Origin of the sequence: Streptomyces sp. NPDC101219, from assembly GCF_044767675.1 — a bacterium.
In the GTDB taxonomy this organism is placed as follows: Bacteria; Actinomycetota; Actinomycetes; order Streptomycetales; family Streptomycetaceae; genus Streptomyces.
This window is the reverse complement of sequence record NZ_JBIWOK010000016.1, coordinates 60,953-87,931: the sequence shown is the minus strand read 5'-3', so window position 1 is coordinate 87,931 and position 26,979 is coordinate 60,953. Positions and strand designations below refer to the sequence as shown.

18 protein-coding genes are annotated in these 26,979 nt (G+C 75.5%); 3 read left to right on the top strand and 15 right to left on the bottom strand.

All coding sequences use genetic code 11. The features are described from left to right. Nucleotides 1-213: 213 nt before the first annotated feature. The 11 genes from ACIRPP_RS26895 to ACIRPP_RS26845 all read right to left on the bottom strand — a co-directional run bounded on the left by ACIRPP_RS26895 (nt 214) and on the right by ACIRPP_RS26845 (nt 17,009). Nucleotides 214-1,506 carry an FHA domain-containing protein gene (locus ACIRPP_RS26895; RefSeq protein ID WP_403647797.1) on the bottom strand — a complete coding sequence of 431 codons (1,293 nt, stop codon included), beginning with the start codon at nt 1,504-1,506 and terminating at the stop codon, nt 214-216. A gap of 82 nt (nt 1,507-1,588) precedes the next feature. After that, nucleotides 1,589-2,956, bottom strand: coding sequence for a VWA domain-containing protein (locus ACIRPP_RS26890; RefSeq protein ID WP_403647794.1), 1,368 nt, complete (start codon nt 2,954-2,956; stop codon nt 1,589-1,591). Nucleotides 2,957-3,100: 144 nt separating this feature from the next. After that, a complete protein-coding gene (locus ACIRPP_RS26885; protein ID WP_403647945.1) occupies nt 3,101-4,516 on the bottom strand; it encodes a PP2C family protein-serine/threonine phosphatase in 1,416 nt (471 codons plus the stop codon). A 372-nt stretch (nt 4,517-4,888) separates the two neighbouring features. Further along, a complete protein-coding gene (locus ACIRPP_RS26880; RefSeq protein WP_403647791.1) occupies nt 4,889-7,447 on the bottom strand; it encodes a tetratricopeptide repeat protein in 2,559 nt (852 codons plus the stop codon). Between the two features lie 19 nt (nt 7,448-7,466). Continuing rightward, on the bottom strand, nt 7,467-8,816 hold the full coding sequence (locus ACIRPP_RS26875) for a hypothetical protein (protein ID WP_403647788.1): 1,350 nt from the start codon (nt 8,814-8,816) through the stop codon (nt 7,467-7,469). A gap of 260 nt (nt 8,817-9,076) precedes the next feature. Then, nucleotides 9,077-10,138: a glutamate ABC transporter substrate-binding protein gene (locus tag ACIRPP_RS26870; RefSeq protein ID WP_403647785.1), complete on the bottom strand. Its 1,062-nt coding sequence runs from the start codon at nt 10,136-10,138 to the stop codon at nt 9,077-9,079. Nucleotides 10,139-10,149: 11 nt separating this feature from the next. Beyond that, nucleotides 10,150-11,613, bottom strand: a complete 1,464-nt coding sequence (locus tag ACIRPP_RS26865) for a hypothetical protein (protein ID WP_403647783.1) — start codon at nt 11,611-11,613, stop codon at nt 10,150-10,152. A 241-nt stretch (nt 11,614-11,854) separates the two neighbouring features. Continuing rightward, the gene (locus ACIRPP_RS26860) at nt 11,855-12,826 is read right to left on the bottom strand and encodes an N-acetylglucosamine kinase (protein WP_403647780.1); all 972 of its coding nucleotides are present in this window, start codon (nt 12,824-12,826) and stop codon (nt 11,855-11,857) included. Further along, nucleotides 12,817-14,082 (bottom strand): 6-phospho-beta-glucosidase, encoded by a 1,266-nt coding sequence (locus ACIRPP_RS26855; protein ID WP_403647777.1) that lies wholly within the window; start codon nt 14,080-14,082, stop codon nt 12,817-12,819. Before ACIRPP_RS26855 ends, ACIRPP_RS26860 begins: the two co-directional genes overlap by 10 nt. Nucleotides 14,083-14,365: 283 nt before the next feature. After that, nucleotides 14,366-15,580 carry an ROK family protein gene (locus ACIRPP_RS26850; protein ID WP_403647773.1) on the bottom strand — a complete coding sequence of 405 codons (1,215 nt, stop codon included), beginning with the start codon at nt 15,578-15,580 and terminating at the stop codon, nt 14,366-14,368. Between the two features lie 346 nt (nt 15,581-15,926). After that, entirely contained in the window at nt 15,927-17,009 is a 1,083-nt protein-coding gene (locus ACIRPP_RS26845; protein WP_403647770.1) for a mechanosensitive ion channel family protein, read from the bottom strand. Between the two features lie 311 nt (nt 17,010-17,320). Here ACIRPP_RS26845 and ACIRPP_RS26840 point away from each other — a divergent pair, with 311 nt between their 5' ends. Next, complete coding sequence (locus ACIRPP_RS26840; RefSeq protein WP_403647768.1) at nt 17,321-17,872, top strand: HNH endonuclease; 552 nt, start codon at nt 17,321-17,323, stop codon at nt 17,870-17,872. A 483-nt stretch (nt 17,873-18,355) separates the two neighbouring features. On the opposite strand, the gene ACIRPP_RS26835 is transcribed toward ACIRPP_RS26840, so the two are convergent. The 4 genes from ACIRPP_RS26835 to ACIRPP_RS26820 form a co-directional block, all read right to left on the bottom strand. Further along, nucleotides 18,356-19,723 (bottom strand): FtsX-like permease family protein, encoded by a 1,368-nt coding sequence (locus ACIRPP_RS26835; RefSeq protein ID WP_403647765.1) that lies wholly within the window; start codon nt 19,721-19,723, stop codon nt 18,356-18,358. Further along, nucleotides 19,720-20,460, bottom strand: a complete 741-nt coding sequence (locus ACIRPP_RS26830) for an ABC transporter ATP-binding protein (protein ID WP_403647763.1) — start codon at nt 20,458-20,460, stop codon at nt 19,720-19,722. Before ACIRPP_RS26830 ends, ACIRPP_RS26835 begins: the two co-directional genes overlap by 4 nt. Next, nucleotides 20,457-20,990: a PadR family transcriptional regulator gene (locus tag ACIRPP_RS26825; protein ID WP_403647760.1), complete on the bottom strand. Its 534-nt coding sequence runs from the start codon at nt 20,988-20,990 to the stop codon at nt 20,457-20,459. Before ACIRPP_RS26825 ends, ACIRPP_RS26830 begins: the two co-directional genes overlap by 4 nt. A 143-nt stretch (nt 20,991-21,133) precedes the next feature. Continuing rightward, entirely contained in the window at nt 21,134-24,058 is a 2,925-nt protein-coding gene (locus tag ACIRPP_RS26820) for a beta-N-acetylglucosaminidase domain-containing protein (protein ID WP_403647757.1), read from the bottom strand. Between the two features lie 381 nt (nt 24,059-24,439). Here ACIRPP_RS26820 and ACIRPP_RS26815 point away from each other — a divergent pair, with 381 nt between their 5' ends. Both ACIRPP_RS26815 and malQ read left to right on the top strand, forming a co-directional pair. Beyond that, nucleotides 24,440-24,754 (top strand): hypothetical protein, encoded by a 315-nt coding sequence (locus tag ACIRPP_RS26815; RefSeq protein ID WP_403647754.1) that lies wholly within the window; start codon nt 24,440-24,442, stop codon nt 24,752-24,754. Next, a complete protein-coding gene (gene malQ, locus ACIRPP_RS26810; protein WP_403647752.1) occupies nt 24,754-26,874 on the top strand; it encodes a 4-alpha-glucanotransferase in 2,121 nt (706 codons plus the stop codon). Before ACIRPP_RS26815 ends, malQ begins: the two co-directional genes overlap by 1 nt. The last annotated feature ends 105 nt before the right edge of the window (nt 26,875-26,979 follow it).

The window sequence follows — 26,979 nt, the reverse complement described above, 5'->3', positions numbered from 1 at the left end:
CGGGATCGGGAGGACGGCCCGGGATCGGGAGGACGGCCCGGGATCGGGAGGACGGCCCGGGATCGGGAGGACGGCCCGGGATCGGGAGGACGGCCCGGGATCGGGAGGACGGCCGTGCTGCGCGCTGCCGGGACGTGAGGGCGGCCCTGGGAACGTGAAGACGGCCCGGGGGACACCCCGGGCCGTTTTCCGTCGTCGGGCGGGCGCGGTGGCTCAGGCCCGGCGGATGGTGATCGTCGTCCAGGCGCCCACGTGTACCCGGTCGCCGTCCTGGAGCGGGACGGGGACGAAGGGCTGGATCGGCTCCTCACCGCCGTTGACCGTGGTGCCGTTGGTCGAGTTCTGGTCCACGACCGCCCAGCTGCCGTCCGGCTGCTGCACCAGCACCGCGTGCTGGTGCGAGACGCCCGGGTCCTCCGGGGGCGTCGACAGATCGATGTCGGGGGTGTCGCCGGTGGAGTGCCGGCGGCGGCCGATGGTGATCTGGTTGCCGGTCAGCGTGCGCTGCTGCTCGGGCGAGTACGCGGGCAGGTTCAGCCCTGCGGCCTCGGGGCCGGAGCGGTGCATCATCGCCATGAAGTAGTCGCGGTCCGGACCGATGGTCGCGATCCACGTGGTCGGACCCTGCTGCTGCGGGTAGCCCGGTCCGGGCGGGGCCTGGGTGGCGCCGGGCTGCGGGTAGCCGTAACCACCGCGCCCGCCGGGGCCGTTCGGGCCGCCGTGGCCGCCGTGGCCGCCGTGGCCGCCGTGGCCGCCGGCGGGCGGCGGGATGACCCAGTCGTCGTCACCGCCGCCGAAGGACGGACCGCCCTGCTGCGGGGGCCGCCCGGTCTCCTGCGGGTAGGCGGGCGGCGCCGGGGGCCCGCCCTGGAATCCCTGCGGGGCGCCGGGACCACCGTGGCCGCCGTGACCGCCGGGACCACCATGGCCACCGGGACCGCCATGGCCGCCGTGGTCACCGGGACCGCCGTGGCCGCCCGGCCCGGGCGGGGGCGGCGCCGGGCGCGAGGGGTCGCCGCCGAAGCCGTGCGGGCCCGGCGGGATCGGCTCGGCGGGCCGGTTCATCTGCGAGGGACGCGAGCCCTGGTAGTCGAAGGGGTCGGCGCCGCCGCCGTACGACGGGCCGGGCTGCTGCCCGAAGGGCCCGCCGGGACCCTGGCCGGGACCCTGTCCAGGTCCCTGGCCCTGCCCCGGCTGACGCGGCGCGGCCGGGGTGTACGAGGTCGCCGTGTTGGTCAGGAAGTTCCACCGGCACTCCTCGCAGAACGGCGCGGCGCCCTCCCGCGGGGTGCGGCACTGCGGGCACAGCTCCGGCCGGCCGCCGCCGTACCCGCCGGGACCGCCCGGGCCGGGCTGGCCCGCGGGACCGGGGGGCGGGAAGCCGTAGCCGCCGCCCGGCGCGGGCGGCGGGGGAGGCGGTGGGGGTACGGCACCCGCCATGCGGTGACCGCACACCTCGCACCAGTCGTCGGAACCCGACTGGTGTCCGTTCGGGCAGGTCGGCATGTCGGCGCTTCCCCCTCTCCTTGTCCGGTCGGTTCCGACCGGATTTCTCCAACCCCGAGGGGTCAGGCTCGTCTTGTTATGGTCACTTCTTCACACGAACGGTCTTGGTGGACCGGGTCTCGAGTGTCATCTCGTCGGCCTCCTCGACCTTCGTCTTCAGTCGCACAGTACCGGTCGCGGCGTCGACGACGTCCACCACCTTCGCAAGCAGTTTCGCAGTATCGGCGTTGCCCGAGGCACTCGCGAGCTGAACGGCCCGGCCCAGTTTGGCCGTGGCTCCGTCGTTGTCTCCCGCTTTGCGCAGATCCAGCCCTTGTTGGATGACCTGTGCCAGTTCGGCCTGTCCCGTGTAGTGGGCGACCTGGGGGTTGATCGACGTCGACGCGGTCATGTCGTCCGTCCACACGGCCCGCACCAGACCCTGCGCGCCGAGGGTCTCCACCGCGCCCGCGCCGTCCCCGCCGGGGCCGGACGGCCCGGGAATCACCAGCGACAGCCGGGCCGCCAGCATCTCCCGGCCCAGGCCCGCGGGCGGGACCTCGACGCACAGGTGGTAGTCGCGGGACTCGTCGCCCCAGGAACCCAGCGGGTAGTCGCCCGCGCGCGGGCCCGCCTCGGTGCGGCGGCCGGTGAGCTCCTCGACGGTCGGCGCGACCTGCTTGACGAATCTCACAGTGGCGCCCGCCGGGGTCCACAGCCGCAGCATCACGTCGGCGACCTCCTTGCCCATCGCCGTCTCCATCATGCGTGTGAAGTCGTCGGCGAGACCGGCCGGATCGGCGACGATGTCGGCGCTGCCGAGCAGCGCCGAGGCGATGGCTGTGACTTCTTTCACTTCCCAGTCGGTGCCCACCCCGCGGGCGTCGCAGGTGAACCGGCCCGCGCACGCCTCCAGGGCCGCCTCGAGCGCCTCGGGCGACTCGTGTTCGTTGCGGCCGTCGGTGAGCAGGATGCCGTGCCGGATCGCCACGTCCGCCGACGCCAGCAGCCGGTCGGCCAGCCGCAGCCAGGTGCCGATGGCCGTGCCGCCGCCCGCCCTCAGGGTGCGCAGCGCCTGCTTGGCCTGCTCCCGGGTGTCGGCGCCGGCCACCGCGAGCCGCCCTGCGCCCGGGTAGACCTCCTTGGCCACATGCGTGCCGCCGACCACCGCGAAGTGGACGCCGTCGCGCAGCGCGTCGACCGCGGCGGCCGTGGCGTCGCGGGCGTTGCGCATCTTCGTCGGCGGGTAGTCCATGGAACCGGAGCAGTCGACCATGAGGACCACCGCCGCCGAAGGGCCCTCACCGGGCGCGTAGTGGTGCGGCGCGGAGACGGCGCTGCCGATGGTGCCGCCCCCGGTCGCGGTCACCGTGACGATGGCGTTGACCTCGCTGCCGCCCTCCGGCAGGTACGCGTTCTGGTAGACGTCCATCGAGAACTGCGGCACATTCGATTTCGCGAAGTTGGCCATGCCTGCTTCGATCCCCCTCGGATGCCCCGGCGGCGCGGGACGACGACGGCTGACGGGCCGGTCCCCTCCGGCCCGTTGAGGCTTCCCCGGGGGCGCCCGCCCGTATCCCTCCCGCGGTCGTCCCGTCCGTTCCCGTGCTCGGCCTCAGGCCGATCCTGCCCCCTGCGGGACGGCCGGGAACGGCACGAGCGCCACTGTTACGTTGTCGTGGCCCCCGCCGTCGAGGGCGTGGCCGACCAGCACCCGCGCGGCGTGCAGCGGCCGGGCGGCGGCGTCGAGGGGGACGACACGTGCCATCTCGTCGGCCGACTCGGCGTAGTTCCACAGCCCGTCCGTGCAGACCACGACCACTCCGGGCCGGTCCGGCTTGAAGGACGCGGTGTGCGGCTCCAGTTCGTAGGCGTCGGCGCCCAGCCAGCCGGTGATCGCGTGCGCGCGCTGGTCGGCGTAGGCCTCGGCCTCGCCCATCAGGCCGGCGGCGACCATCTGCGCGGCCCAGGAGTCGTCCTCGGTGAGCCGGGCCGGGGGAGCGGAGCGGTCCACCGGCACCCAGTAGACCCGGCTGTCGCCCACCCAGCCCACGACGAGCAGGCCGTCGGTGACCACCGCGCCGACGAGGGTGCAGGCGGGGGCGTTCTGGTGAGGGCTGCGCTCACGGCCCCCGGCGGGCTCCTCGGCCAGCGCGTTGACCGCGTCGGCGGCGGCGAGGATCGCGTCGTGCATCGCCTGCTGCGGGTGCGTGCCGCGCGGCAGGGCCGCCAGCAGCGCGTCACCGGCTGTCCGGGAGGCCGCCAGGGACGCCTCGTCGGGGCGGGTCGCCGAGGAGACGCCGTCGCAGACGACGGCCACGGACGCCGGGGAGCCGTCGGGCAGCGTGGTGGTGCCCACGGCGAAGGCGTCCTCGTTGCGGTGGTGGCGCAGGCCGCGGTCGCTGACCGCGGCGACCGGGCCGCATTCCTGTTCCATGTGGTCCCGTTCGCGCGGCTGGGCGTGGCCGCAGTTCTCGCAGTAGCCGTCCTGGTCCACCCGGCCCGCGCGGCAGGCCACGCAGACCGTGGCGCCCGCGCCGTGGCCCGGCTCGGTGGCCACCCGCGGGTCCGGTGCCTGGAGAGGGTACTCGTCGGGCTGTGCGGGCCGGTGCACCCCGCTGCCGGGCGGGGGACCGGCGGGCTCCTGCGCCTGACCGGAGGCATGACCTGACGCCTGGCCGGAGACCTGCCCGGACGCCTGCCCGGATGCCTGGCCGGACGCCTGCCCGGATGCCTGGCCGGAGACCTGCCCGGAGACCTGCCCGGATGCCTGGCCGGACGCCTGCCCGGATGCCTGGCCGGAGACCTGCCCGGAGACCTGCCCGGATGCCGGGCCGGACGCCTGTTCACGCCGGTCGAAGCGCACCCCGGACGCCGGCGGGGCCACCGGTGCGGCCGGAGCCGCCGGGGCGGCGGGAGGCGCGGGCGGCGGTGCGGGGGCCGCGGCGGGGGCGGCCGGGGGCGCGGCCGGCGCGGCCGGGGCCGGAACCGTGGGCGCCACGGCGGGCGGCGGAGGCGGCGGCGGCGGCACGGACGCCCCCACGGGCGGGACCACCGGCGCACTCGCGGGCGGAACCACCGGCGCACTCGCGGGCGGGACCACCGGCGCGCCCGCGGGCGGAACCACCGGCGCACCCGCGGGCGGCGGGACGGCGTCGGGTGCGGCTGCCGGGCGGGCCGGTGCGGCGGGGAGCGCCGAGGGGGGCGGCGGGTAGCCGTGCTCCGCCGCGCGCCCGGCGGCGGCAGCGCCGTTCATGGCGATCGTCGGGTGGTCGGCCGGGCGGGCGGGAACCGCGGACAGGTCGTGTCCGCACGCACCGCAGAAACGATCACCCGGCTCGAGGGGCTCCTCGCAGCTCGGGCACGTAGGCGAAGCGGCCTGCTGGGGCATCTGCGACATGAACTACACCCACGTCCGGGGGCGGTAACGGTTGGCACGTTCCACCAGGTCGATCCTCTCCTCACCGCTGCGCGCCAGCCGGGCCAGCGTGCGGTAGGCACGCTCCAGACCGAAGCGCAGGCCCCGCTCGTCCAGCCCGCTGCCGAGCAGCGTCCGTCCCCCGGCCGCACCGGAGTCCCCGGGCCCGGCCGGAGCCGGGATCGGGGCCGGAGCGGAACCCCGGCCCCCGGAGAGTACCCAGTCCAGGGCACATCCGAGGACCTCGGCCGACAACTGTTCGCGCCGCGCCGGGTCCAGACCGTACGCCTCCAGGGCCTCGACCTGCCCGGCCGCGGCCGACAGATCGTCCAGGAACGGCACGTCACCGGCGGTCGCCGTCCGCCCCCGCAGCCGGGCGCGTACGGCCGCCACCCGGGCGGCGGTGTAGTGGATCGACGCCTCCGGGACCGACTCCAGCGTGCCGACCGCGCCGCGCCGGTCACCGGCGGCGAACCGGACCCGGGCCAGGCCGAACGCGGCGCTGACATGGCTCGGATCGGTCGACCACACCAGGCGGTAGTACTCGGCGGCGTTGTCGAGCTGCCCCAGCACCTCCGCGCACAGCCCGAGCGCCAGCTTGGGCGCGATTTCACCCGGAAAGGCGTCGTAGATCGCGTCGAACGCGAGGGCCGCGCCCTCGTGGTCGCCGGTCGCCAGCGCCGCCACCCCGCGGTACCAGACCACCCGCCAGTCGTCCGGGTGCCGCTCCTCCAGCGCCCGCAGCGCCCGGAGCGCGGCCTCGGCCTCGCCGGTCTCCAGCCGGGCCCGGATCTCGCGCAGCCGGGTCTCGGTGGACGGCGCGGGCGCGGCGGCCAGCGCGTGCAGCAGGTCACCGGGCGCGGAGGTCTGCAGCCCGGCGAGGAAACCGGCGTTGGGGTCGCCCGCGTCGACCAGCGGGACCGGCAGGGCCAGTCCGGCGGCGGCCGTGTCGACGGGCCGGACGAGCACGGGCGCGGCGGCGGGGAGCACCGGGGCGGGCGGGGCGGAGGGCTGCCCGCCCGGACGTCCGCCCCGGCCGGGAGCGCGGCCGCCCAGCCGGGACACGTCCCCGTCGAGTGCGGGGAACAACTCGGTGTCGGTGACCCGCAGTTCGGGGCCGAACTGGGTGGACAGCGCCGGGCGTGCGCGGCCCGTCTGGAGCGACACCACCTCACGCAGGACGCCTGTCAGCTGCTCGCCCATCTCCTGCGCGGAGGCGAACCTGCGGTCCGGGTCGGGGTCGGTGGCGCGCACCAGGAAGCGGTAGAACGACTCGTACTGCCGGAAGACGTCGATGGTGTCGGGATCGGGCAGGGAGTCGGCGAAGACGGTGGTGTAACCCTGGAAGTCGAAGGTGAGCACGCCCAGCGTCCGCGCGACCGTGTACAGGTCGGACGCCACCGACGGGCCCACCTCGGCCACTTCGGGGGCCTGGTAGCCGACCGTGCCGTAGATGGCCGACTCGTCGTCGTCCATGCGGCGCACGGCGCCCATGTCGATCAGCTTCAGCTCGTCCTCGGTCTGGATGGCGTTGTCGACCTTGAAGTCGCAGTACAGCAGATTGCGGCCGTGCAGATGGGCGAGCGCCTCCAGCGCCTCGATGCCGTACGCGCACGCCTGCTCCACCGGCAGCGGGTCGCGCCTGCCCTGCGGGGTGCGGCGGGCGTTGGCGATCTCCTTGAGGGACTTGCCGCCCACGTACTCCATGACGATGTAGCCGTCGAGGGAGCCGGTGCGCTGGTCCAGGTGCTCCACGAAGTTGTAGATCCGCACGATGTTGGCGTGCTCGATCTCGGCGAGGAAGCGCCGCTCGGAGATCGCCGCCGCCATCGCGTCCTGGTCACCGGTGTCCAGCAGGCCCTTGAGGACCACCCAGCGGTCGGAGACCGCCCGGTCCACGGCGAGGTAGATCCAGCCCAGGCCGCCGTGCGCCAGGCAGCCCACCACCTCGTACTGGCCGTGCACCACGTCCCCGGCCGACAGCTTCGGCACGAACGAGTACGGGTGGCCGCACTTGGTGCAGAACCCCTCGGTACGTCCCGGCCGTTCGCCCCGGGCCCGCCCGACCGGGGCACCGCAGTCCGAGCGTGAGCAGAACCGCTTGCGCTCCGGCACCTGGGCACGGTCCAGCACCATGGCGCGGGGGTCCGGGCGCGGGATCGGCGGCACCTGCACCAGGCCCGCGCCCAGCCGGCCCCGGCTCGTGGACCCGGCCCCGGAGCCGGAGCTGCGCACCGACACCGAGCGGCCCGAGGACGCACCCGACAGCGACCTGGACAGCCGGCCCGACACCGAACGCCGGGACCGCGACGACTGCGATGACGTCCGCGCGCTCCTGCCGCTGGCGTCGCCCGACGAACCCCGCGAGTCCCGGCCGCCGACGGTGACGCCGGTCGGCGGCGAGGCGAGAGACCCCGTCGGCGACACCACCGGCGCCAACCCGCAGGTGCCGCAGTACAGTTCGCCGCCGCCCACGTCCTCGTACGTGCCGTCGCAGTCCGGGCGCTGGCAGGTGCCCCGCCCCTCGCCCAGCGCCTCGCTCACCACGCCTCCCCCTCGCCGTTCATGTGCCCGGTCCCGTCCGGCCGTCGGACACTCCGCGCCCGGGACCGGCCTGGTCCGGGATCCGGGGCGCCGCGGCGAACAGCTCGGCCGCCGCCTGCTGGTAGCGCAGCACCGCCTGGTCGGCGGCGCGCAGATCGCACGGCGCGCTCCACAGCATCCGGCGTGCCTTCTCGTACCGTTCGACCAGCAGGGGGTCCTCGGCGAGACCGTGCCGGGCCACCTTCGCCCGGTACGCGTCCAGCCGCCCGCGCAACTCCGCCCGGACCGCGAGCGGCGCGGTGACCGCCGTCAACGACTCGCGGGCCCGCAGCAGTTCGTCCTCGGCCTTCTGCTCCAGCGACTCCAGCAGCGGCGACAGGCGGTGCCACTGCGCGTGCCGCCGGTACTCGGCGGCCGCCGCCAGCTGCTCCTGGAGCACCGTGGGCGGGCCGCTGACCACCGGCACCTCGGTCGCCGCGATCTTCGCCAGCACCTCGCCGCGCGCGGTGCGCGCCTCGGCCAGGGTGCGGTCGGCCCGCGACAGCAGGTCCCGCAGCCGCACGATGCGCTTCTCGGCATCCTGACGGACCGTCAGCACCGCGTCGATCTCCCGGCGCACGTCCTCCAGGGCGCGCGCCTCCCGGTCGTACACGGTGGTGTCCGGCCGGCCGCCGCCCGGGGCCGAACTGCCCTCCGCGGGCTTCCAGAACGCCAGCGGGTCGGACACCACCTGCTCGCGCAGCCGGGTCAGGGAGCGGGTGATCCGCTCCAGGTCGTCGCCCGCCGGGTGCTCCCCGGGGCGCACGCCGACCGAGTGGGCCAGCTTGCGGGTGCGGCCGAGTTCGGCGGCCAGCAGGTCGATGCGGGCGGGCAGCGCCGACCAGACCGCGTCCGCGGAGACGACGGTGTCCAGCGAGGACGCGTACAGCTCGTTCATCCGGTCGACCAGCGTCGCCAGCGAGTAGCGCTCGCTGAGCACGCCCGCCGTGCCGTGCGGGGCGGGGGCGCCCGCGGTGGCCGCCGCCGGCCCGGCGAGCGTCACGCACTCGCCGCGGAGCAGCCCGGTCAGCTCCACCAGGTCCTCGCGGCTGGACCAGCGACGTCGGGCCCGGATGTCGCGGGCGGTGCGCAGGGTGCCGGTGTACGCGTCGAAGTACGTCCACAGCAGCGTGATCGCCGCCTCGGTGGCCGCCCAGCGCTCCGCGGTCACACCGGTCAGCCGGGCGCCCTCCAGGAGCCGCCGGCCCGCGTGGTCCTGCAGGGCCAGGAGCGAGGTCTCGACGGCTTCGTGCTCCGCGCCGAGCCGGGCCAGCGCACGGTCCACCTCGTCCCGGTCCAGCACCGGTACGGCGGACTCCGGGTCGCCCATCGATCACCTTTCGCTGCGGGTCGGTCGTGGCCTCGGGGGCCGGTCGGTCAGTCGGTCGGATGCGGTGCGGTCGGTCTCGTCGTGCGGTCGGGCCGGTCCTCCGGTCGTGCGGTCGGTCTGGTCCTGCGGCGGGTCGTTGCTCCGGTCGTGCGGTCGGTCTGGTCGTGCGGCGGGTCGTTCCTCCGGTCGTGCGGTCGGTTCTCGTCATGCGGCCGGTCCGGGACGCGGCCGGGTCGTGGACCGCTGCCGGTCCGGGGGCCTCAGTCCGTGCGCAGGTACGCCGGTGCCGGTGGCTCCGACTTCGATGAATCCCCGCCCAGTGTCGCCGACAACCATGTGTCGTACGAGTCCTGCCAGCCCTCGGCGGTGTCCTTGCGGAAGTCCACGAGGATCTTGTTGACCCGGCGCACCAGGTCGTCCGCGTCCTTCTTCATCGCCACGCCGTAATACTCGGTCGTGAAGGCGTCACCCTTGAGCTCGACCGTCGGGTCCTGGGCGGCCTGACTCGCCGCGAGCGCCCCGTCGGTGACCACCGCCTCGGCCTCGCCGAGCTGCAACCGCACCAGGCAGTCGAGCTGGTTGGGGACCGTGGTGCCGATGTCCACGGACGCCGGGAGCCGGCCGGCCTCCTTGTCCTCCGCCAGCTTCGCGTGCGCCGTGGAGCCCGCCGCCGTGCAGACCTTGCGGCCGGCGAGCGTCGTGTAGCCCTGCACCGGCGAGGACTTGGGCGCGAGGACCTGCTGGCCGGTCCTGAAGTACGGGGCGGAGAACGCCACGTCCCGCATGCGGTCGCAGTTGATCGTCATCGTCCGCACGACCATGTCGACCCGGCCGGCTTTGATCGCCGGGATCCGCTGGTCGGTGGGGATCGCCTTGAACTGCACGGCGTCCGGGTCGCCGAGGATGTCCTCCGCTATGCGGTGCACCAGGTCGATGTCGAAGCCCTCCAGCCGGGCGCTGTCCGGGCTGTTGGGGTCGCGGTAGCCCCAGCGGTAGCTGTTCTGGTCGACACCGACGATCAGTTTGCGTTTCTCGCCCGGCCGGTTCTTGATCGCCTCGATGGCGGGTCCGTCGGCGCCGGAGGGGGGCAGGGTCTGCTTCTCCGGGTCGGTGCACTCCTCGGCCGCGAGGGTCCGCTCGCCGGCCGTCACCCCGCCGTGGCCGCGGTCCGCCGCCGCGTCCGTCCGGCCCGGCCGGTGGGCGGCGGAACCGGTGCAGGTCAGGACCAGCGCGAAGACCAGTGCGAGGGCGCAGGCCGTCGCCATCGCGCCCACTCCGCCCCAGCCCCGCAGGCCGGCCCGCACGCGTCGCGCGGTGTGCATCACGCCCCCTCTCACCGGTACTCCGACAGCCTGCGTCCGATGCCCACGACGGCACCGGCGGCGCCCAGTACGGCGAGCAGCGCCGCGCCCGCCGGCAGGCCGGTCAGCGCGTCCCGGCCGGCCCCGGCGGCCTCGTCGAACTCGGCCCGCTCGTGGGTGAGGGCGGCGGCCAGGTTCCTGTCGACCTCGTCGAAGCACTCGCCGGTCGCGCCCTTGCCGCCGATGACCAGGTCCAGGGCCTGCTGGTAGTTGCCGTTCTCGTCCTGCTCGCGGGCGGCGCCGTGACGCTCCTTCCACTCCCGCATACCGGCGAGGGCGGCCGTGACGGGCCGGGTGCCGTCGTCGTCGTCCGCGAGACGCTCGGCGTGCGCGAGGCCCTTGCCGAGGGCGTCGATCTCCCGGCCGAAGTCGTGGTCGTAGGCGTCGACGGTGTCGTCGCCGACCTTGCGGGTCTCGGCGCCGCGGGCCACCAGCGTGAGGTTCTCGTTGCCGCGGGCCTTCAGGGAGGCGATCCGGGCGTCGTGCAGCACCTCCAGCGAACGCACGCCGTGGTCGCGGGAGTCGTTCAGGCCGGAGCGGGCCAGGGTGTGGCCGGCGGCCAGCCACAGCAGGATCACCGAGGCGGCCGCGGTGGCCGCCACCAGGCCGTGGTTGAGGAGGCGGTTGGTGCGCCGGTAGGTGCGGTGCTGCGCCCAGGCGAGGGCGGACAGGGCGACGACACCGAGGGCGATCGCCGCCCAGGGGTAGGGGGTGGCGTCCGCGTAGTCGGCGCGCAGCCGCTCGTTCTCCGAGCGGTACAGGTCCTCCGCGGCGGGGAGCATCTCCTTCTGCATCTTCTCGTTCGCGTACCGCAGGTAGGCGCCGCCCACGGGGAAGCCCTGCCGGTTGTACGTGCGGGCGCTCTCCACCAGGCCCTTGTACTGCGGCAGCAGGCGGTTGAGGTCGGTGATGGTGGCGGCGGAGGGGGAGTCGGGCTCGGAGTTGGCGGCCGCCTTGACCAGCTTGGCGGCGGCGGTGCGGATGTTCCGCTCGTAGCGGTCGCGGGTCTCGGCCGACTCCTGCCCGCCGGCCAGGAAGCCGCTGGAGGCGGCGGTGTTGGCGGCGGCGAGCGAGCGGTAGATGTCGGCGGCGTCCGAGCTGAGGGGCTGGCTGCGGTTCAGCACGTCGTCGGCGGCGGCCGCCCGGTCGGTCATCTGCCAGGCGGAGACGGCGCCGAAGGCGAGGACGAGGGCGGCCAGCACGGCGCCGATGATGCGCAGCCGGCCGGGCTCGGTGGTGGCGGCCCTGCGCAGCCGCTCGGCGCCTTCGGCGAACGCCGTGCGGCGGACGTCGGGCGGGGGCGCCGCGGGCCGTGGGGCGCCGGGAGGCGCGGCCGGGGCGGGGACCGCGGGGGCGCCGCCGGGCGCGGGCTGGGACGGGACGGCGGGCAGGTGGGTGCCCGGCGGTGCCGTGCCGCTGTCCGGCGTCCGAGTCACTGCTGACCTCCCCCATGGTCATCCGTCGTGGCAAGTATCGCTGCCGGAACCGGCATCCGCACCGGCCTTGGCGCGATCTTGATGTGATTGCGGCGTTGTTGCCGGATTTTTCACCACCGCGCCGTGGCCCATTTCTCCCCTTCTCAGGAACACGTCCCGGACGCCGGTTCGGTTCCACGGGCGCGCGGCCCGCGGGCGGCCCCGGCGGCGCCGCGGGGGCGGCCGCCGGACCCGGGGTCCCCTACGCCCCGTAGTGCGCCCGCAGGCGCCGCTGAGCCGTCGGCGGTGCGGCGGTGCGGTCCAGGCCCAGCAGGGCCGCACCCAGCACCGGAGGGGCGGTGACGACCCGGGGGACCGCCTTGGGGGCGCGGTCGGCGAGCAGGGCGCGGATCCGGTCGTCGAGCCGGGCGTGGCGGGCGGCCAGGACGCTGCCGCCGAGGACGACGGGCGTCTCCTCGCCGAGGAGGCCGAGCCGGGACAGTGCCACGGTGGCCATCGCGACCACCTCGTCGGCCTGCCGGTCGACGACCGCCCCGGCGACCGGGTCGCCGCCGGCCGCCGTCGCGAACAGCACCGGCGCCAGCTCGTGCCGCCGGGCCGGCGGCAGGTGCTCCAGGTGCAAGGCCTCGATGAGGTCCGGCATGCCGGGCAGGCCGAAGTGGGCCGGCAGGGTCCGGGCCAGGGCGGTGGGGGCGCCGCGGCCGTCGTGGGCGCGGGCCGCGTGCCACAGGGCCTCCTCGGCCAGGCCCCAACCGCCGCCCCAGTCACCGGAGATGCGGCCGATCGCCGGGAAGCGTGCGGTGCGGCCGTCGGGGCGCATGCCGACGCAGTTGATGCCGGCGCCGCACACCACGGCCACGCCCCTGGGTTCGGTGACACCGGCCCGCAGCACCGCGAAGGTGTCGTTGCGGACCTCGACCGTACCGCCCCACCCGCGCTCCTCCAGCGCGGCCGTCAACCGGGCCTCCTCCACGGGGAGATCGGCGTTGGCCAGGCAGGCCGAGACGTGGGAGACGCCGGGGACGCCCGCGGCGGCGAGGGCCCGGTCCACGGTCCCGGCGAGCGCGGCGACGGCCGGGTCCGTGCCCCCGGCGGACGGGCGGAACCCCGCTCCCCGGGCCGTGGCCAGGACCTCGCCCGCGTCGGTCACGACAGCCACGTCCGTCTTGCTGTTGCCGGCGTCGACGGCGAGGACGCCCGCCCTCAGGCCCACGCCAGGTGCTCCCGGTTGTGGGCGATCAGGGCGTCGGTGAGCTTCTCGGCGTAGGCGTACTGGCCGACCAGCGGGTGGGCGAGCAGCGCGCGGAAGACCCGTTCCCGGGAGCCGTCGACGGCGGCCCGCAGGGCCAGGTCCTCGTACGCGGTGACCGCGGCCATCAGGCCGGCGAACAGGGGGTCCACCGGCGGCACCGGCAGCGGGACCGGTCCCTTCGGGCCCACGGCGGCCTGCACCTCGACGACCGCGTCGTCGGGGAGGAAGGGCAGCGTGCCGTGGTTGAGGGTGTTGACGGCCTGGTAGGGGCTGCCGGTGCCGCGCAGCAGGGCCGCCGCGAGGTCCACGGCGGCCTCGGAGTAGTAGGCACCGCCGCGCCGGGCCAGCAGCTCCGGCTTCTCGTCGAGGGCGGGGTCCGCGTACAGCTCCAGCAGGCGGCGCTCCATGCCGGCGACCTCGGACGCGCGGGACGGCCCGGAGCGCAACTCCCGCACCACCTCGTCGTGGGCGTAGTAGTAGCGCAGGTAGTAGGACGGGACCACGCCCAGCCGGTGCAGGAGACCGGCGGGCAGCCGCAGGTCGTCGGCGATCTCGGCGCCGTGCCCGGCGAGCAGGCGGGGCAGCACGTCCTCGCCCTCCGGGCCGTCGAGGCGCACCCCGAGCTCCCAGGTGAGGTGGTTCAGGCCCACGTGGTCCAGGTGGAGGCGGCCGGGGTCGGTGCCCAGGTGGGCGGCGAACCTGCGCTGGAGTCCGATGGCCACGTTGCACAGGCCGACCGCCTTGTGCCCGGCGCGCAGCAGGGCCCGGGTGACGATGCCCACCGGATTGGTGAAGTCGATGATCCAGGCGTGCGGGTTGGCCCGGCGGACGCGGTCGGCGATGCCGAGGACGACCGGCACGGTGCGCAGCGCCTTGGCGAGGCCGCCCGCGCCGGTGGTCTCCTGGCCGACGCAGCCGCACTCCAGGGGCCAGGTCTCGTCCTCCATCCGTGCCGCCTGGCCGCCGACGCGCAGTTGCAGCAGGACGGCGTCGGCGCCGTCGACGGCCGCGTCCAGGTCGGCGGTGGTGGTGACGGTGCCGGGGTGGCCCTGGCGGGCGAGGATGCGGCGGGACAGGGCGCCGACGGGTTCCAGCCGGTCGGCGGCCGGGTCGACGAGGACCAGCTTGGTCACAGGAAGGGTGTCCCTCAACCGGGCGAAGCCGTCGACGAGTTCGGGGGTGTAGGTCGAGCCTCCGCCGACCACGGTGAGTTTCACGGCCGGATGCCTCGCTTTCGGTGCCGGGCACCAGGGGTGCCGCTGAGGTGAACGGGGGTGCTCCTGGGGCCCGCCGGTCAGCCCTTCACGCCGGTGAGGGTGACGCCCCTTCCGGGCATGTGGGAGCTCCCTGGGGCAGGGCGACGACGGGCAGGGCGGTGAACGGGCAGGGCGGTGAACGGGCCGGCGGGTGAACGGGCCGGGCGGGTGAACGGGCAGGGCCGGGGGAGTGCTGAAAGGGGGGAGTGCTGGAAAGGGGCGTGCTGGAAGGGGGGTGCTCGGGTCAGCGGGAGGTGTCGAAGACCTCGTCGCGGGTGGCGGCCAGCGCGCTCTCCAACGCGCCGCGCAGCACGGGCTGTTCACGCACGTCGCCCACCACGAGCCGCGGCCGGGAGGCGGCCAGCTCCTCCAGCTCGGCCTGGACGAGGGCGCGCAGCGCCTCACCGCCGGAGGTGAGGCCGCTGCCGCTCAGGACGACGAGTTCGGGGTCGAGGACGGAGACGAGCGAGGCCAGACCGGTGGCCAGCCGGGTGGCGTAGGCCCGCAACAGGCGCTGGTGGCCCGGCTCTTCGGGAGCGGCGGCGGCCCGACCGACGAGCGCTGCGGCCACCTCGGGGTAGGTGCCCTCGGGGATGTCCTCCAGGCCGGCGTCGCGGGCCAGCGCGGGCACCGCCTGGGCGCCGGCGAGCTCCTGGTAGCCGCCGCTGTTGGCCCGGGTGACCTGGCGCACCAGGGGTGTTCCGGGCACCGGCAGGAAGCCGACCTCGCCGGCGCCGCCGGTCCAGCCCCGGTGCAGCCGCCCGCCGAACACCAGGGCGGCGCCCAGCCCGGCCTCGTTCCACAGCAGGACGAAGTCGGTGTGGCCGCGGGCGGTGCCGAGCCGCTGTTCGGCCAGGGCGACCAGGTTGACGTCGTTCTCGTACTCGAAGGGCATCGGCAGGGCCGCGGCGAGTTCGTCGAGCAGGGTGGGGGAGTGCCAGCCGGGCAGGTGGGAGGCGTAGCGCAGCCGCCCGGTGGTGGGGTCGAAGGCGCCCGGGGTGCCGATGACCAGCCGGTGGACGTCGGCGCGGGTCAGTCCCGCCGCCTTCACCGCGCCGTCCAGCGCGTCGGTGACCTGCCGGACGGCGGGGACACCGGAACGGCGCCCGGGGGTGGGCAGTTCGTGCTCGCCGACGGTGCGGCCGGTGATGTCGGCGACGGCGGCGCGGATCCGCTCGGGGGTGACGTCGAGACCGGCGGCGTACGCGGCGGCCGGGTTCACCTCGTACAGCTGGGCGCTGGGCCCCGGGCGGCCCTCGGTGGTGCCGCCGGCCAGCACCAGCCCGGCCGCCTCCAGGCGGGCCAGCAACTGGGACGCGGTGGGCTTGGACAGTCCGGTCAGCTTGCCGATCCGCGTGCGGGACAGGGGGCCGTGCTCCAGCAGGAGGTCCAGGGCCGCGCGGTCGTTCATGGCCCGCAGCACACGCGGGGTGCCCGGGGTACCGGCGGTTCCTGCCATGGGTGCCACACCTGCCTTCCTCGGCCGCCCAGCTTCTCAGTGGCCGCGACGGGCCGGCCATTCAGGGGTGCTGTCCGCCCCTGGGCGCCGCGATCACTGTTAGTAAAGTTTCCTATCTGAGTGAGGAACGTACGGCCCGGGCGCACGAACCGTCAAGGGGGCGTACGGGCCCGGCACCGCGCCGGTCCGGCCGCCCCGCACACGCGGCAGGACATGCGTCCCGGGCATGCGTCAGGGCACGCGTCAGGACTCGCGTCAGGACTCGCGTCAGACACGCAACAGGGCGGCACCCGGTAGGTCCCGGATGCCGCCCTGACGTGGCGCGCGGGGGCGGCGCCCCGCGGCGCTACTTGGTGGTGTTCGGCGGGGTGATCGGGGACGCCGCGATCGACTGCGGCGAGACCGAACTCGCGTACGCCGACGGGGGTGCGACCGCCGCGGCCGGGTCGGGGCCCGGCGCCGCGTCCACCGGGGCGGTGGCACCGCCCACGATCCGGATGCCGGCCTCGTCGAAGGCCCGCTTGATGCGCCAGCGCAGCTCGCGCTCCACGGTGAGGGACTTGCCGGGCATCGTCTTCGCCGACACCCGTACGACCATCGAGTCCAGCAGCACCGAGTCCAGGCCGAGCACCTCGACCGGGCTCCACAGGAGCTCGTTCCAGGGCTCCTCCTTGCCCATCTTCGCGGCGACGTCGCCCAGGACCTCCCGTACCCGGTCCAGGTCCTCGTCGGAGCGGACGGTGACGTCGACGTTGGCGGTGGCCCAGCCCTGGGACAGGTTGCCTATCCGCTTCACCTCGCCGTTGCGCACGTACCAGATCTCACCGTCCGCGCCGCGCAGCTTGGTCACCCGCAGCCCGACCTCGATCACCTCGCCGGAGGCCACGCCCGCGTCCACGGTGTCGCCGACGCCGTACTGGTCCTCCAGGATCATGAAGACGCCGGAGAGGAAGTCCGTCACCAGGTTGCGCGCGCCGAAACCGATCGCCACACCGGCGACACCGGCCGAGGCGAGCAGCGGCGCCAGGTTGATCTGGAAGGTGCCCAGGATCATCAGCGCGGCCGTGCCCAGGATGAGGAACGAGGCCACCGAGCGCAGCACCGACCCGATCGCCTGCGAGCGCTGGCGCCGCCGCTCGGCGTTCACCAGCAGGCCGCCCAGCCCGGATCCGTCCACGGTCTGGCCGGTACGCCCCATGCGGTCGATCAGCTTGGTGATCGACCGCCGCACGACCACTCTGAGCGCCGCCGCGATGACCAGGATGAGCAGCACGCGAAGCCCGATCGCGAGCCAGGTCGACCAGTTCTGCTCGACCCAGCTGGCGGCGTTCGTCGCATGTTCCTGGGCGTCCTTGAGCGAGGGCACGGCCGGCGACGGACTCTCCACGGGAGTCGACGACGGGCCGTCGGCCGACAGGACGGCGGACATGAACACGGCAGGTACCTCCAGGTGCACGATCTGCCCTCCGCACGGCCTCCGAGGTCACGGGAAGGTCACCGGCCGGGACAGAATCACCACACTAACGGGGCATTGTGAGGGGATCCGCGGGTTGTGTGAAGGAGAGACCGCCCTCACCTGCGCTTGAACCGGTCATGATCGTGGGGATGCATCCGAGTGTGGTCGAAAACACTCTCAGCCCGTTACCGGGACATGGTGGCGCTTCCACCAGGCATGAGGGGAAACTGACTACGGATCGTCCCGGCGCGAGCCACGCGTCGCCGGCGTACAAGGAGGCATCCGTGCCGCATGTCCTGGTTCTCAACGCGTCGTACGAGCCACTCGGTGTCGTACCGCTCCGCCGCGCGCTCGTCCTCGTCCTCGAGAACAAGGCCGTGTGCCTCGAGGAGTCCGGCGCCTACCTGCACAGCACCACCGTCACCGTCCCCGCCCCCAGCGTGGTCCGGCTCAAGCGTTTCGTCAGGGTTCCCTACCGGGGGCCCGTTCCTCTCACCCGCCGCGCCCTCTTCGCCCGCGACGGGGGCCGCTGCATGTACTGCGGCGGCGTCGCGACCAGCGTCGACCACGTCATCCCGCGCAGCCGCGGGGGACAGCACGTCTGGGACAACGTGGTGGCGTCCTGCCGCCGCTGCAACCACGTGAAGGCCGACAGGCACCTGTTCGAACTGGGCTGGCGCCTGCGCCACAAACCGGCCCCGCCCACCGGGCTGGCCTGGCGCATCATCGGCACCGGCCACCGGGACCCGCGCTGGCTTCCGTACCTCCAGCCCTACGGCGCGGACGACGCGATGGCCCGGATCGACGGCACCCGGGTCGACGGCATCTCCGCCTGACGCGATCCGGGCCCGGCGGTCGCCCGCAGGGCGGGGCCCGGTTCACGACGGGGCCACGGGGAGGCCGCCCGGGCCGCCCGGCACGGCGCCGTGCGGTACGGCGCCATGGCCGGGCCGACGGCACCGCTATGTCCGCCGACCCGCCCTCGCGCCCGCCCGCGTCCTCGCGCCCGCCCGTCCTCGCGCCCGCCTGCGTCCTCGCGCCCGCCTGCCCTCGTGCGGCCCGCTCTCACGAGCGACGCCCGCCCGCCCTCACGACCGGCGCCCACCCTCACGCCCGACCGCCCTCGCGACCGACGGCCGGCCGACTGTGTCCGCCGGCAGGCCGTAGTCGGCTCGACCTCGCCTGCCCCGGCGGCCGGATCCGCACCGTCCGCGCGGCCCCGGCAGCCGGATCGGCACCGTCGGCCGGGCGGCCCCGCCTGCCCGACTGCCCGCGTTCTCCGCCCCGGAGGCCCCCCGTGCCCCCGGGCCGGACGCGTGTCACCCGTGGCGCAGCTCGCCCGGTCGCAGGCTCCGGCCCAGCAGGGGCAGGGCGGTGGCCGCGGCCACCAGGCAGGCCGCGTAGACGCCGAGCGGCACCAGCAGGGCGGCCCACGGCACGACGGACGCGGTCAGCACCGAGTAGCCGACGCCGATCACCAGCCCGCCGATGCCCGCCAGCACCAGCGCGGGCGCCAGGGGCAGCGCCGTCTCCAGCAGCAGCGCCCGGTTCAGCACCCTGCGCGGCACCCCGGCGGCGACCTGGGCGGCCAGGCCCCGGCGGCGTGCGGACAGCGACTCGGCCGTCCCCACGGCGAGAGACGTCAGGGTGATGAGCAGGCCCACCACCACCGCTGCCGCGGTCAGGTCCAGGCCGGTGGTGTAGAACTCCATGTCCTCCACAACCCGGCCCTCCCGGCGCAGCAGCTCCAGCATCGACTGCCGCAGCCCCACGAACCCGGTCGCGACGACCGTCACCAGCAGCACCGCCGCGTGGGTGCGCGCCGCCGCCCACGGGTCGTCGCGCAGCCGTTCCGCGGCGATCAGGGTGGCCGCGGTACGGGCCCGCCCGGCCAGTGCCCGGCCCACCGCGCCGGCCGTGGCACCGGACAGCCACACCGCGCCCGCGCCCACCGTCAGCAGGGCGCCGAACAGTCCCAGCGGCCCCTGCCAGACCGGGGTCCGCGCGCCGGGGGAGGGGGAGAGGGTGAGCATCGCGAGCAGGGCCACCACCCCCACCCCCAGCAGGGACCCCAGGAACAGCCGGGCCGGCCCGCGGCCCGAGCGGGGGGACACCCGGCGCACCTGGCCCAGGGGCGAGGCCACCACCCGGCGCAGCGCCAGCCGGCCCGCCACTGCGCCGAGCACCGGCACGGCGAGCGCGACCGCGACGACGGCCGCCCAGGCCGTGAGCGTCGGCCGCTGCCATTGCCGCAGCAGGACCACGACCGCGCCGACGGTCGCGACCGCGGAGCCCAGCGCGCACGCCAGTCCGGTCTCCAGCGCGGCGATCCGCCGCACCTGCCCGGGCGTCGCACCGGCCAGCCTCAGCCCGGCCAGCCGCCGGTCGCGGTGCACGGCCCCGATCCGGGTGCACTGGCCCAGGAAGCCGAGCACCGGGACCAGCAGGAGCAGCAGGGCGACGATCACGCCGGCCCGGGTGCCCGGCTCGTCCAGCAGGCCCGCCGCGACGGGAACGCGGTACTGGCCGTGGCCCAGGGCCGTGAGCGCGCCGGCCGCCAGGGCGAACCCGGTGGCCAGCGCCGCTCCGGTCGCGGTGAGCGCGATCCGCCACCCCTCCTTGCGGTCGGAGCCGCGGGTCAGCAGCCAGGCCAGCCGCAGATCGGTGCGCAGGGAGCCGACGTTCACGCCGTCACCCCCAGCGGGGCAACGGTGCCGTCCCGCAGCTGCACCTCGCGGTCCGCGTAGGCGGCCACCCGGGCGTCGTGCGTGACGAGCAGGACCGCCGTGCCCGCCTCGCGGGCGGTGCGGACCAGGGACGTCATCACCTGCTCGGCCGCCAGCGAGTCCAGGGCACCGGTCGGCTCGTCGGCGAACACCGCCTTAGGGCCGGTCACCAGGGCCCGGGCCAGCGCGGCCCGCTGGGACTGCCCGCCGCTCATCTCCCCCGGCCGGAGGTCCCCCTGCTCACCCACCCCGAACCGCTCCAGCCACGTCCCCGCCGCCTCGCGGGCCCCGGCCCGGGTGGCACCGGCCAGCATGAGCGGCAGCGCCACGTTGTCCAGCGCGGTCAGCTCCGGGATGAGCTGGCCGAACTGGAACACCACCCCGAAGTCCGTCCGCCGCAGCTCGCTGAGCCGCTCCTCCGACGCCTGCTCCAGGCGCTCGCCGGCATACGTCACCGAGCCCCCGTCCGGCCGGACGATGCCCGAAAGGCAGTGCAGCAGCGTCGACTTGCCGCTGCCGCTGGCGCCCGTCACCGCGACGATCTCGCCGGGCCACAGCTCGACGGAGGCGCCCCGCAGGGCCGCGGTGGCCCCGTAGCTCTTGACCAGTCCTCCGCCCGTGAGGAGCGGTGCGCCGTCCGCCCCGCCGCTGCCGGGACCGCCGCGCGTGGCGGTCCTGTCGTCGTCCCCGTGGTTCATGCTGCGTCGACCTCCGCGGTCAGGGTGGTGAGCCGGGCCGCCGTCGTGGTCATCCAGCGAAGGTCGGCGTCCAGGTGGTTGAGGGCGAAGTCCGCCGAGAGCACGGTCGACAGGTCCGCGCCCGGGGCGGTCTTCACCGCGGTGAGCTCCCGCATGCGTTCCATGTGCGCGGCCCGCTGGGCGCGCAGGTAGGCCGCCGGGTCGCCGCCGGACAGGATCGACACCACGACCTTGGCGAAGATCTCGTTGGTCACGAAGGGCGCGGGCGGGGCGATCTGCCCGGCCCACTGGGCCAGTTCGCGCGCGCCCTTCTCGGTCGTGCGGTAGGTGGTGCGTTCCGGGCCGCCGTCCGACTCGGTCCCCTCCACCTCGGCCAGTCCGTCGCGGACCAGCCGCTGCAAGGTCGTGTACACCTGCCCGTAGGCCAGCTGCCGGGCCTGCGGGAAGCGTTCGTCATGGCGCCGCTTCAGGTCGTAGCCATGGCCCGGCCCCGAGGCGAGCAGCCCCAGCAGGATGTGACGGGTGCTCATGAAACCTCAGTATGCACTACGTACATGTACTGAGTGAATAGTGGCGCGGGGAGAACGGGGAGAACGCGGAGAACCACCCCGCGCGTCCGCGCGGTCCGCCGGGAAGCGGGCCGCGCGCCCCCGGCGGGTCAGCCGCCCCGGCCCTACCCCTCCGCGCCCGTCCCGGCGCCGTCCGGCGCCCCGGACTCCGTGCCCTCGCCCTGCTTCGCGACCGCGTACGTCTCCACCGACCACAGCGAATAGCCGTACGGCGTCGCCCGCTTGTCACCCTGGACCCGGACGTGCCGCACGTCCCGCTCGTCCATGCGGACCGTCTCCCGGCCGCCGCGCCCGTCCCGCACCGTGGCCGCCGTACGCCAGCGGCGGCCGTCCGGGGACACTTGGATCCGGTACGCCGACGGGTGGGCGTCCTGCCAGTGCAGCTCGACCCGGCCCAGCCGCACCGGCCGCTCCAGCTCGACCTGCCACCACGCGTCGTCCTTCACGGGCGAGGACCAACGCGTCTTCGGGTCACCGTCGTTGGCCGCCGACGCCGGGAAGTCGGGCGTCTCGTCGGCCGAGGAACGCGCCCGGCCGGTGCGGGCCAGGTCCGGTCCCCCCGTGGGCGGCACCGCCCGCACCGTCAGCGTCCGGCTCACCCCGCCGAAGCCCAGCCGCACCTCGTACGCACGGGACGGCGTGCCCGGCTCCACGGTCACCTCGACCGGCACCTCGACCGACTCGCCCCGCGGCACCCGCAGCGGCCCCTCCGGAACCCGCACCCGGACGCCCTCCGGCGCGTCCACCGTCACCCGGCCCCGCACGTCGGCCGGGCGCAGGGAGCCCAGGGTGGCCGTCAGCCGCCGGGTACGGCCGATGTCCGCGTCGGCACGGTCCCCGGGCAGCTTCAGAGACACGGCGTCGGCGTCCGCGTACCAGGGGACCAGGTGACGCACCCGGCGGGCGTCCGCGCCGGTGACCCGCAGGGCATCGGCCCGCCGGTCCGCGCGCAGCTCCGTGGCACCCGACCGGTCGAGCGGCCCCAGACGGCGCCAGCCCTCCCCGGGGACGCGCACCTCCACCGTCCCCCCGGTGCCCGGATCGGCCAGGACCGTCACCGTGCTCACCGCGCGCGCCCGGGGCAGCCGCAGCGTGCGGTCACCGGCCGCCTCACCGGCCTGCGCGGGCGGCTCGTGACCGATCCCCGCCCACGTCCCGTACGCCTTCTGCGCCCGGCTCAGGAACGGGTCGAGCACCCCCTTGCCGACCGTCACCCGGGCCGCCTCCAGGCGCGCCCGCTCCCGGCCCAGCTTCCGGTACGCGGCCCAGGCGGCGCCCGCGTCCCCGGCGTCCTGCGCGCGCAGCATGTCCAGCGCCGCCGTCCCGGCCGTGCCGTAACGGGCCAGCTGCTCCGTCCAGGGCGAGACCTCCTCCGCGAGCGGGGTGCCGGCCAGCCGCTCCGGTACCTCGCCCAGCACGTCGAACGCCTCGCGCAGCCGCTGCTCCGCCCGCGCGGCCTTTTCCCCGCCCCCGGTGCGGGAGGCCCAGAACTCCTTCAGCAGCGGACGCAGATACGCCGACTCCTCGGCGCCCAGCACCGAGGACGCGCCGTTGCCCGCGAGCGCCGCCAGCGCCTCCTCGCGCCGGGCGTCGCCGCCCGCCAGGTCGGCGATCGCGGCCCGCCAGGACTCCTGCGGGCGGTACGCGCGGGGGTTCCAGGCGAAGTCGGCGGCCGTGAACAGCGGGATGCGGGACGCCTGCGGCTGCTCCATCGCGTTCGCCAGCAGCGCCGCCGAACCCGCCGCGACGGCCGGCTCACGGCCCTGGTAGGGGCCGAGGAAGATCCGGCCGGGCGCGTAGTCGTTGACCGGATAGTTGTCCATCGTCACCAGCGGATGCCCGAACACGCCCTTCACCTCGGCCAGTTCGCCGCCGGTGATGGTCCGCGGCACCACGCCCACCCCGGTCCAGGCCACCTCCACGCCCGCCGTGAGCGCCTTCGCCAGCGCGCGCCGGTAGGCGGTCGAGCCGTCCTCGTAGAACTCGGTCGGCATCAACGACAGGGGAGCGGCACCGGGGTGACGGTCCGCCAGATGCCGGGCCACCGCGTTCGCCACGTGCGCCTGCGCCCGCGCCGCCGCCTCCGGGCCGGTGCCGAACCGGTCGGCGTCCTCCCCGCAGTGCCACTCGGTATAGCTGACGTCCTGGAACTGCAGCTGGAACGCCCGGAAGCCCAGCGCCCACATCGCGTCCAGCTTCCGCGTCAGCGCCCGCAGGTCGGTGTCCGAGGCGAAACACATCGCCTGCCCCGGCGCCACCGCCCAGGCCGGCGTGACGTGGTTGCGCGCCGCCCGCTCGGTCAGCTCCCGGAACTCCGCGCGCCGCTCGGCCGGGTACGGCTCCCGCCAGCGCGCCTGCCGGTAGGGGTCCTCGCCCGGCGCGTACAGGTACCGGTTCAGCTTGGTGCGGCCCATGAAGTCCAGCTGCGCCAGCCGCTGCCCGTGCGACCAGGGGACGCCGTAGAAACCCTCCGTGACACCGCGCACCGCCGTCGCCGGCCAGTCCCGCACCACGGCCGCGGTGAACCGGCCGTCGGGGCGCAGCAGCGTGCGCAGCGTCTGCACCGCGTGGAACAGGCCGTCCGGGCCCGCCCCGGTGGCGGTCACCCGGCCGTCGCCGACGCTCAGGGTGTAACCGCCCGAGGGCAGGGCGTGCAGCGGGTCGTCCGTCTGCCGGTGCGCGCCCAGCCGCACCACGAGCGCCCCCTCGGGCACCGGTGCGCCGGGAGCGGTGAACCGGCTCGCGCCCGCCCGCCGCAACAGCGCGCGCACCGCGTCGAGCGTGGCGCCGTCGGTGCCGTCCTGCGCGACCACGGCGACCTCGTCGGTCACGGCGACCGGCGCCCCGTTCGCCCGCAGCGACTGCGGGCGCGGCCACACCGACGGCTCCGTGGCGTCCGCTCCCGTATCCGGTACCGAGGCCGTCGAGGGAGCCGGCGGAGCCGCCCCCGCGGGAAGCGCACCGCCCAGTGATCCGGCGACGACGGCCACCGCGAGGGCGAGCGCCGTCCTCCCACGCCGCAGCTGCACAGGCTCCTCCTGCTCCGCTCCCCGGCCGTGCTCGCCGGCCGACGGCCCCGCTCCGCACCACCCGCCCGGCCGCCGACCGCCCGGCCGCCCGGGGACCGCCACCACCGGGACCGTCAACGACCGCCACGACCGTGACCATTTCGTTGCCAAGAAAGCCTGAGCCCACCATTCCGGTGGTGAGGGTGTCAACGAGCGTGGTCGATGTGCCGAGTTTGTCCGCGTCCCGGAGCGGGGTACGGAAACAAAATGTGAGCAGGAACACGTTGTGAGGGCAGTTGCGTCTGCCCTCGCCGCCCCTGGGTAGGGGCTGCGAGACGACCCCCCCGACCCGGCGCCACCGGAACGGGACCGACACGACCACGCTCGACGAGGAGACCATCCGTGCCCGCACCCGCATACCTCCCCACCCCGCCCTCCGTCCTGTCCAAACCCGTGGCGGAGCCCTCCGCCGACACCACCGGCCCGGTCGACCCCTGGGACACCTGGGACCCCTGGGACGAAGACCCCTGCGTCTTCAGCGCCGAAGGCCCCTGCACCGAACTCCCCCTCACCAGCGAGCCCCCGCTGCCCGACGCCGAACCCCTCACCAGCGAACCCCCCATCGCCGACACCGCCCCCCTCACCAGCGAGTCCGACGGCTCACCCGACCCCTCCGGACTCGACGCCTTCCCGGCCCAGTACCGCCCGGAGCCCTAGTGGGCACCCCCGGACCGGCCGAGCCCCCGTCCGAGGATCTAGCCCGGCTCGCCGCCCTGCACGGCGTCGCCACCTCCTACCGCCCCTCCCCGGACCGCACGGTCACGGCCTCGGCGACCGCCGTCACCCTCGCCCTCGCCGCCCTCGGCGTCGACACCGGTACCCCCGACGCCGTCCGCGCCGCGCTCACCGCCCGCGAGGACGTACTGCGGACCCGGCTCCTGCCCCCGACCGTCGTCGGCCGCGGCACCACCGCCCCGCCCGCGCTCGCCGCCCTCCCCGACGGCACCCGCCTGCACATCACCACCGAGGACGGCGAGACCCGCACCCACGCCGACGGCCTCCCGCCCGGCGTGCACCAGGTCACCGCCACCGCACCCGACGGCCGCACCGCCCGCTCCCACCTCATCGTCGCCCCGCCCCGGCTGCCCGCCCCGCCCGGCCGCACCCACGGGCTCCTGGTCCAGCTGTACTCCCTCCTCTCCCGCCGCTCCTGGGGCATGGGCGACCTCGGCGACCTCCGCGAACTCGCCGGCTGGGCGGGCCGCACCGTCGACGCCGGATTCATCCAGGTCAACCCGCTCCACGCGGCCGTCCCCGGCGCCCCCACCGACCCCAGCCCCTACCGCCCCTCCTCCCGCCGCTTCCCCGACCCCGTCCACCTGCGCGTCGAGGACATCCCCGAGTACGCCCACGTCGAGGACCACGACCGGCTCCGCACCCTCCTCGACCGGGCCGCACACCTGCGCGAGGCCGTCCTCCACAAGGACGCGCTCATCGACCGCGACGCCGTCTGGGACACCAAGCGCCAAGCCCTCGAACTCGTCCGGCGCGTCCCCCTCGGCCCCGGCCGCCGCGCCGCCTACTGCGACTTCCTCGCCGCGCAGGGCCGCGCCCTCGAGGACCACGCCACCTGGTACGCCCTCGCCGAGCGGCACGGCCCCGACATGCAGCGCTGGCCCGCCGCCCTGCGCGACCCCCGCTCATCCGGGACCGGCCGCGCCCGCCGCGAGCTCATGGACCGCGTCGACTTCCACACCTGGCTCGCCTGGCTCACCGACGAACAGCTCACCACCGCCCAGCGCACCGCCCGCGACGCCGGCATGCCCGTCGGCATCGTCCACGACCTCGCCGTCGGCGTGCACCCCGGCGGAGCCGACGCCTGGGCCCAGCAGGACCACTTCGCCACCGGCATGTCCGCCGGCGCACCCCCCGACGCCTTCAACGCCCGCGGCCAGGACTGGGGCCTGCCGCCCTGGCGCCCCGACCGCCTCGCCGCCTCCGGCTACGCCCCCTTCCGCGACCTCCTGCGCGCCCTCTTCCGCTACGCCGGCGCCCTGCGCATCGACCACGTCATGGGCCTCTTCCGCCTCTGGTGGGTCCCCGAGGGCCACCCGCCCACCGAGGGCACCTACGTCCACTACGACGCCGACGCCATGCTCGCCGTCCTCGTCCTGGAGGCCTCCCGCGCGGGCGCCACCGTGATCGGCGAGGACCTCGGCACCGTCGAACCCGGCGTCCGCGAGGAACTCCGCAGCCGCGGCGTCCTCGGCACCTCCGTCCTGTGGTTCGAACGCGACTGGGAGGGCGACGGCCGCCCCCTGCCCCCCGACCGATGGCGCGCCGACTGCCTTGCCACCGCCACCACCCACGACCTGCCGCCCACCGCCTCGCGCCTCACCGGCGACCACGTCGGCCTCCGCGACCGCCTCGGCCTCCTCACCCGCCCCCTCACCGAGGAACGCGCCGAGGCCGCCGCCGACGTCGCCGAATGGCTCGACCTCCTCGCCCGCCTCGGCCTCCTCCACGGCACGGCCGGCGGCGACGACCCCTCCTCCGAGGAAGCCCACATCCAGGCCCTGCACCGCTACCTCGTCCGCACCCCGGCCCGCATGATCGGCGTCTGGCTCCCCGACGGCATCGGCGACCGCCGCCCCCAGAACCTCCCCGGCACCTGGGACCAGTACCCCAACTGGCGCCTCCCCATCGCCGACGCGACCGGCCGCCCGGCCACCCTGGAGGACCTCACGTCCTCCCCCCGCCTGCGCGCCCTCATCGACGCCGTCCGCACGGACATGGACGCCGCTGCCGACGCCGCCTCCGGCGAGCCCCGCCCATGACCCCGGCGCACACCGCCCCTACCGCCGTCACCGCCCCCACCTGCCCCGCAGCCCCGTATGGCACCCCGGGCGCGCGGCCCCGGAAGGCGTTCGCTACCTTTTGCA

Excerpts from the sequence above, each read along its gene's own strand:
- ACIRPP_RS26895 (WP_403647797.1), bottom strand. The coding sequence starts at position 1,506 with ATGCCGACCTGCCCGAACGGACACCAGTCGGGTTCCGACGACTGGTGC.
- ACIRPP_RS26890 (WP_403647794.1), bottom strand. The coding sequence starts at position 2,956 with ATGGCCAACTTCGCGAAATCGAATGTGCCGCAGTTCTCGATGGACGTC.
- ACIRPP_RS26875 (WP_403647788.1), bottom strand. The coding sequence starts at position 8,816 with ATGGGCGACCCGGAGTCCGCCGTACCGGTGCTGGACCGGGACGAGGTG.
- ACIRPP_RS26870 (WP_403647785.1), bottom strand. The coding sequence starts at position 10,138 with ATGCACACCGCGCGACGCGTGCGGGCCGGCCTGCGGGGCTGGGGCGGA.
- ACIRPP_RS26850 (WP_403647773.1), bottom strand. The coding sequence starts at position 15,580 with ATGGCAGGAACCGCCGGTACCCCGGGCACCCCGCGTGTGCTGCGGGCC.
- ACIRPP_RS26845 (WP_403647770.1), bottom strand. The coding sequence starts at position 17,009 with ATGTCCGCCGTCCTGTCGGCCGACGGCCCGTCGTCGACTCCCGTGGAG.
- ACIRPP_RS26830 (WP_403647763.1), bottom strand. The coding sequence starts at position 20,460 with ATGAACCACGGGGACGACGACAGGACCGCCACGCGCGGCGGTCCCGGC.
- ACIRPP_RS26825 (WP_403647760.1), bottom strand. The coding sequence starts at position 20,990 with ATGAGCACCCGTCACATCCTGCTGGGGCTGCTCGCCTCGGGGCCGGGC.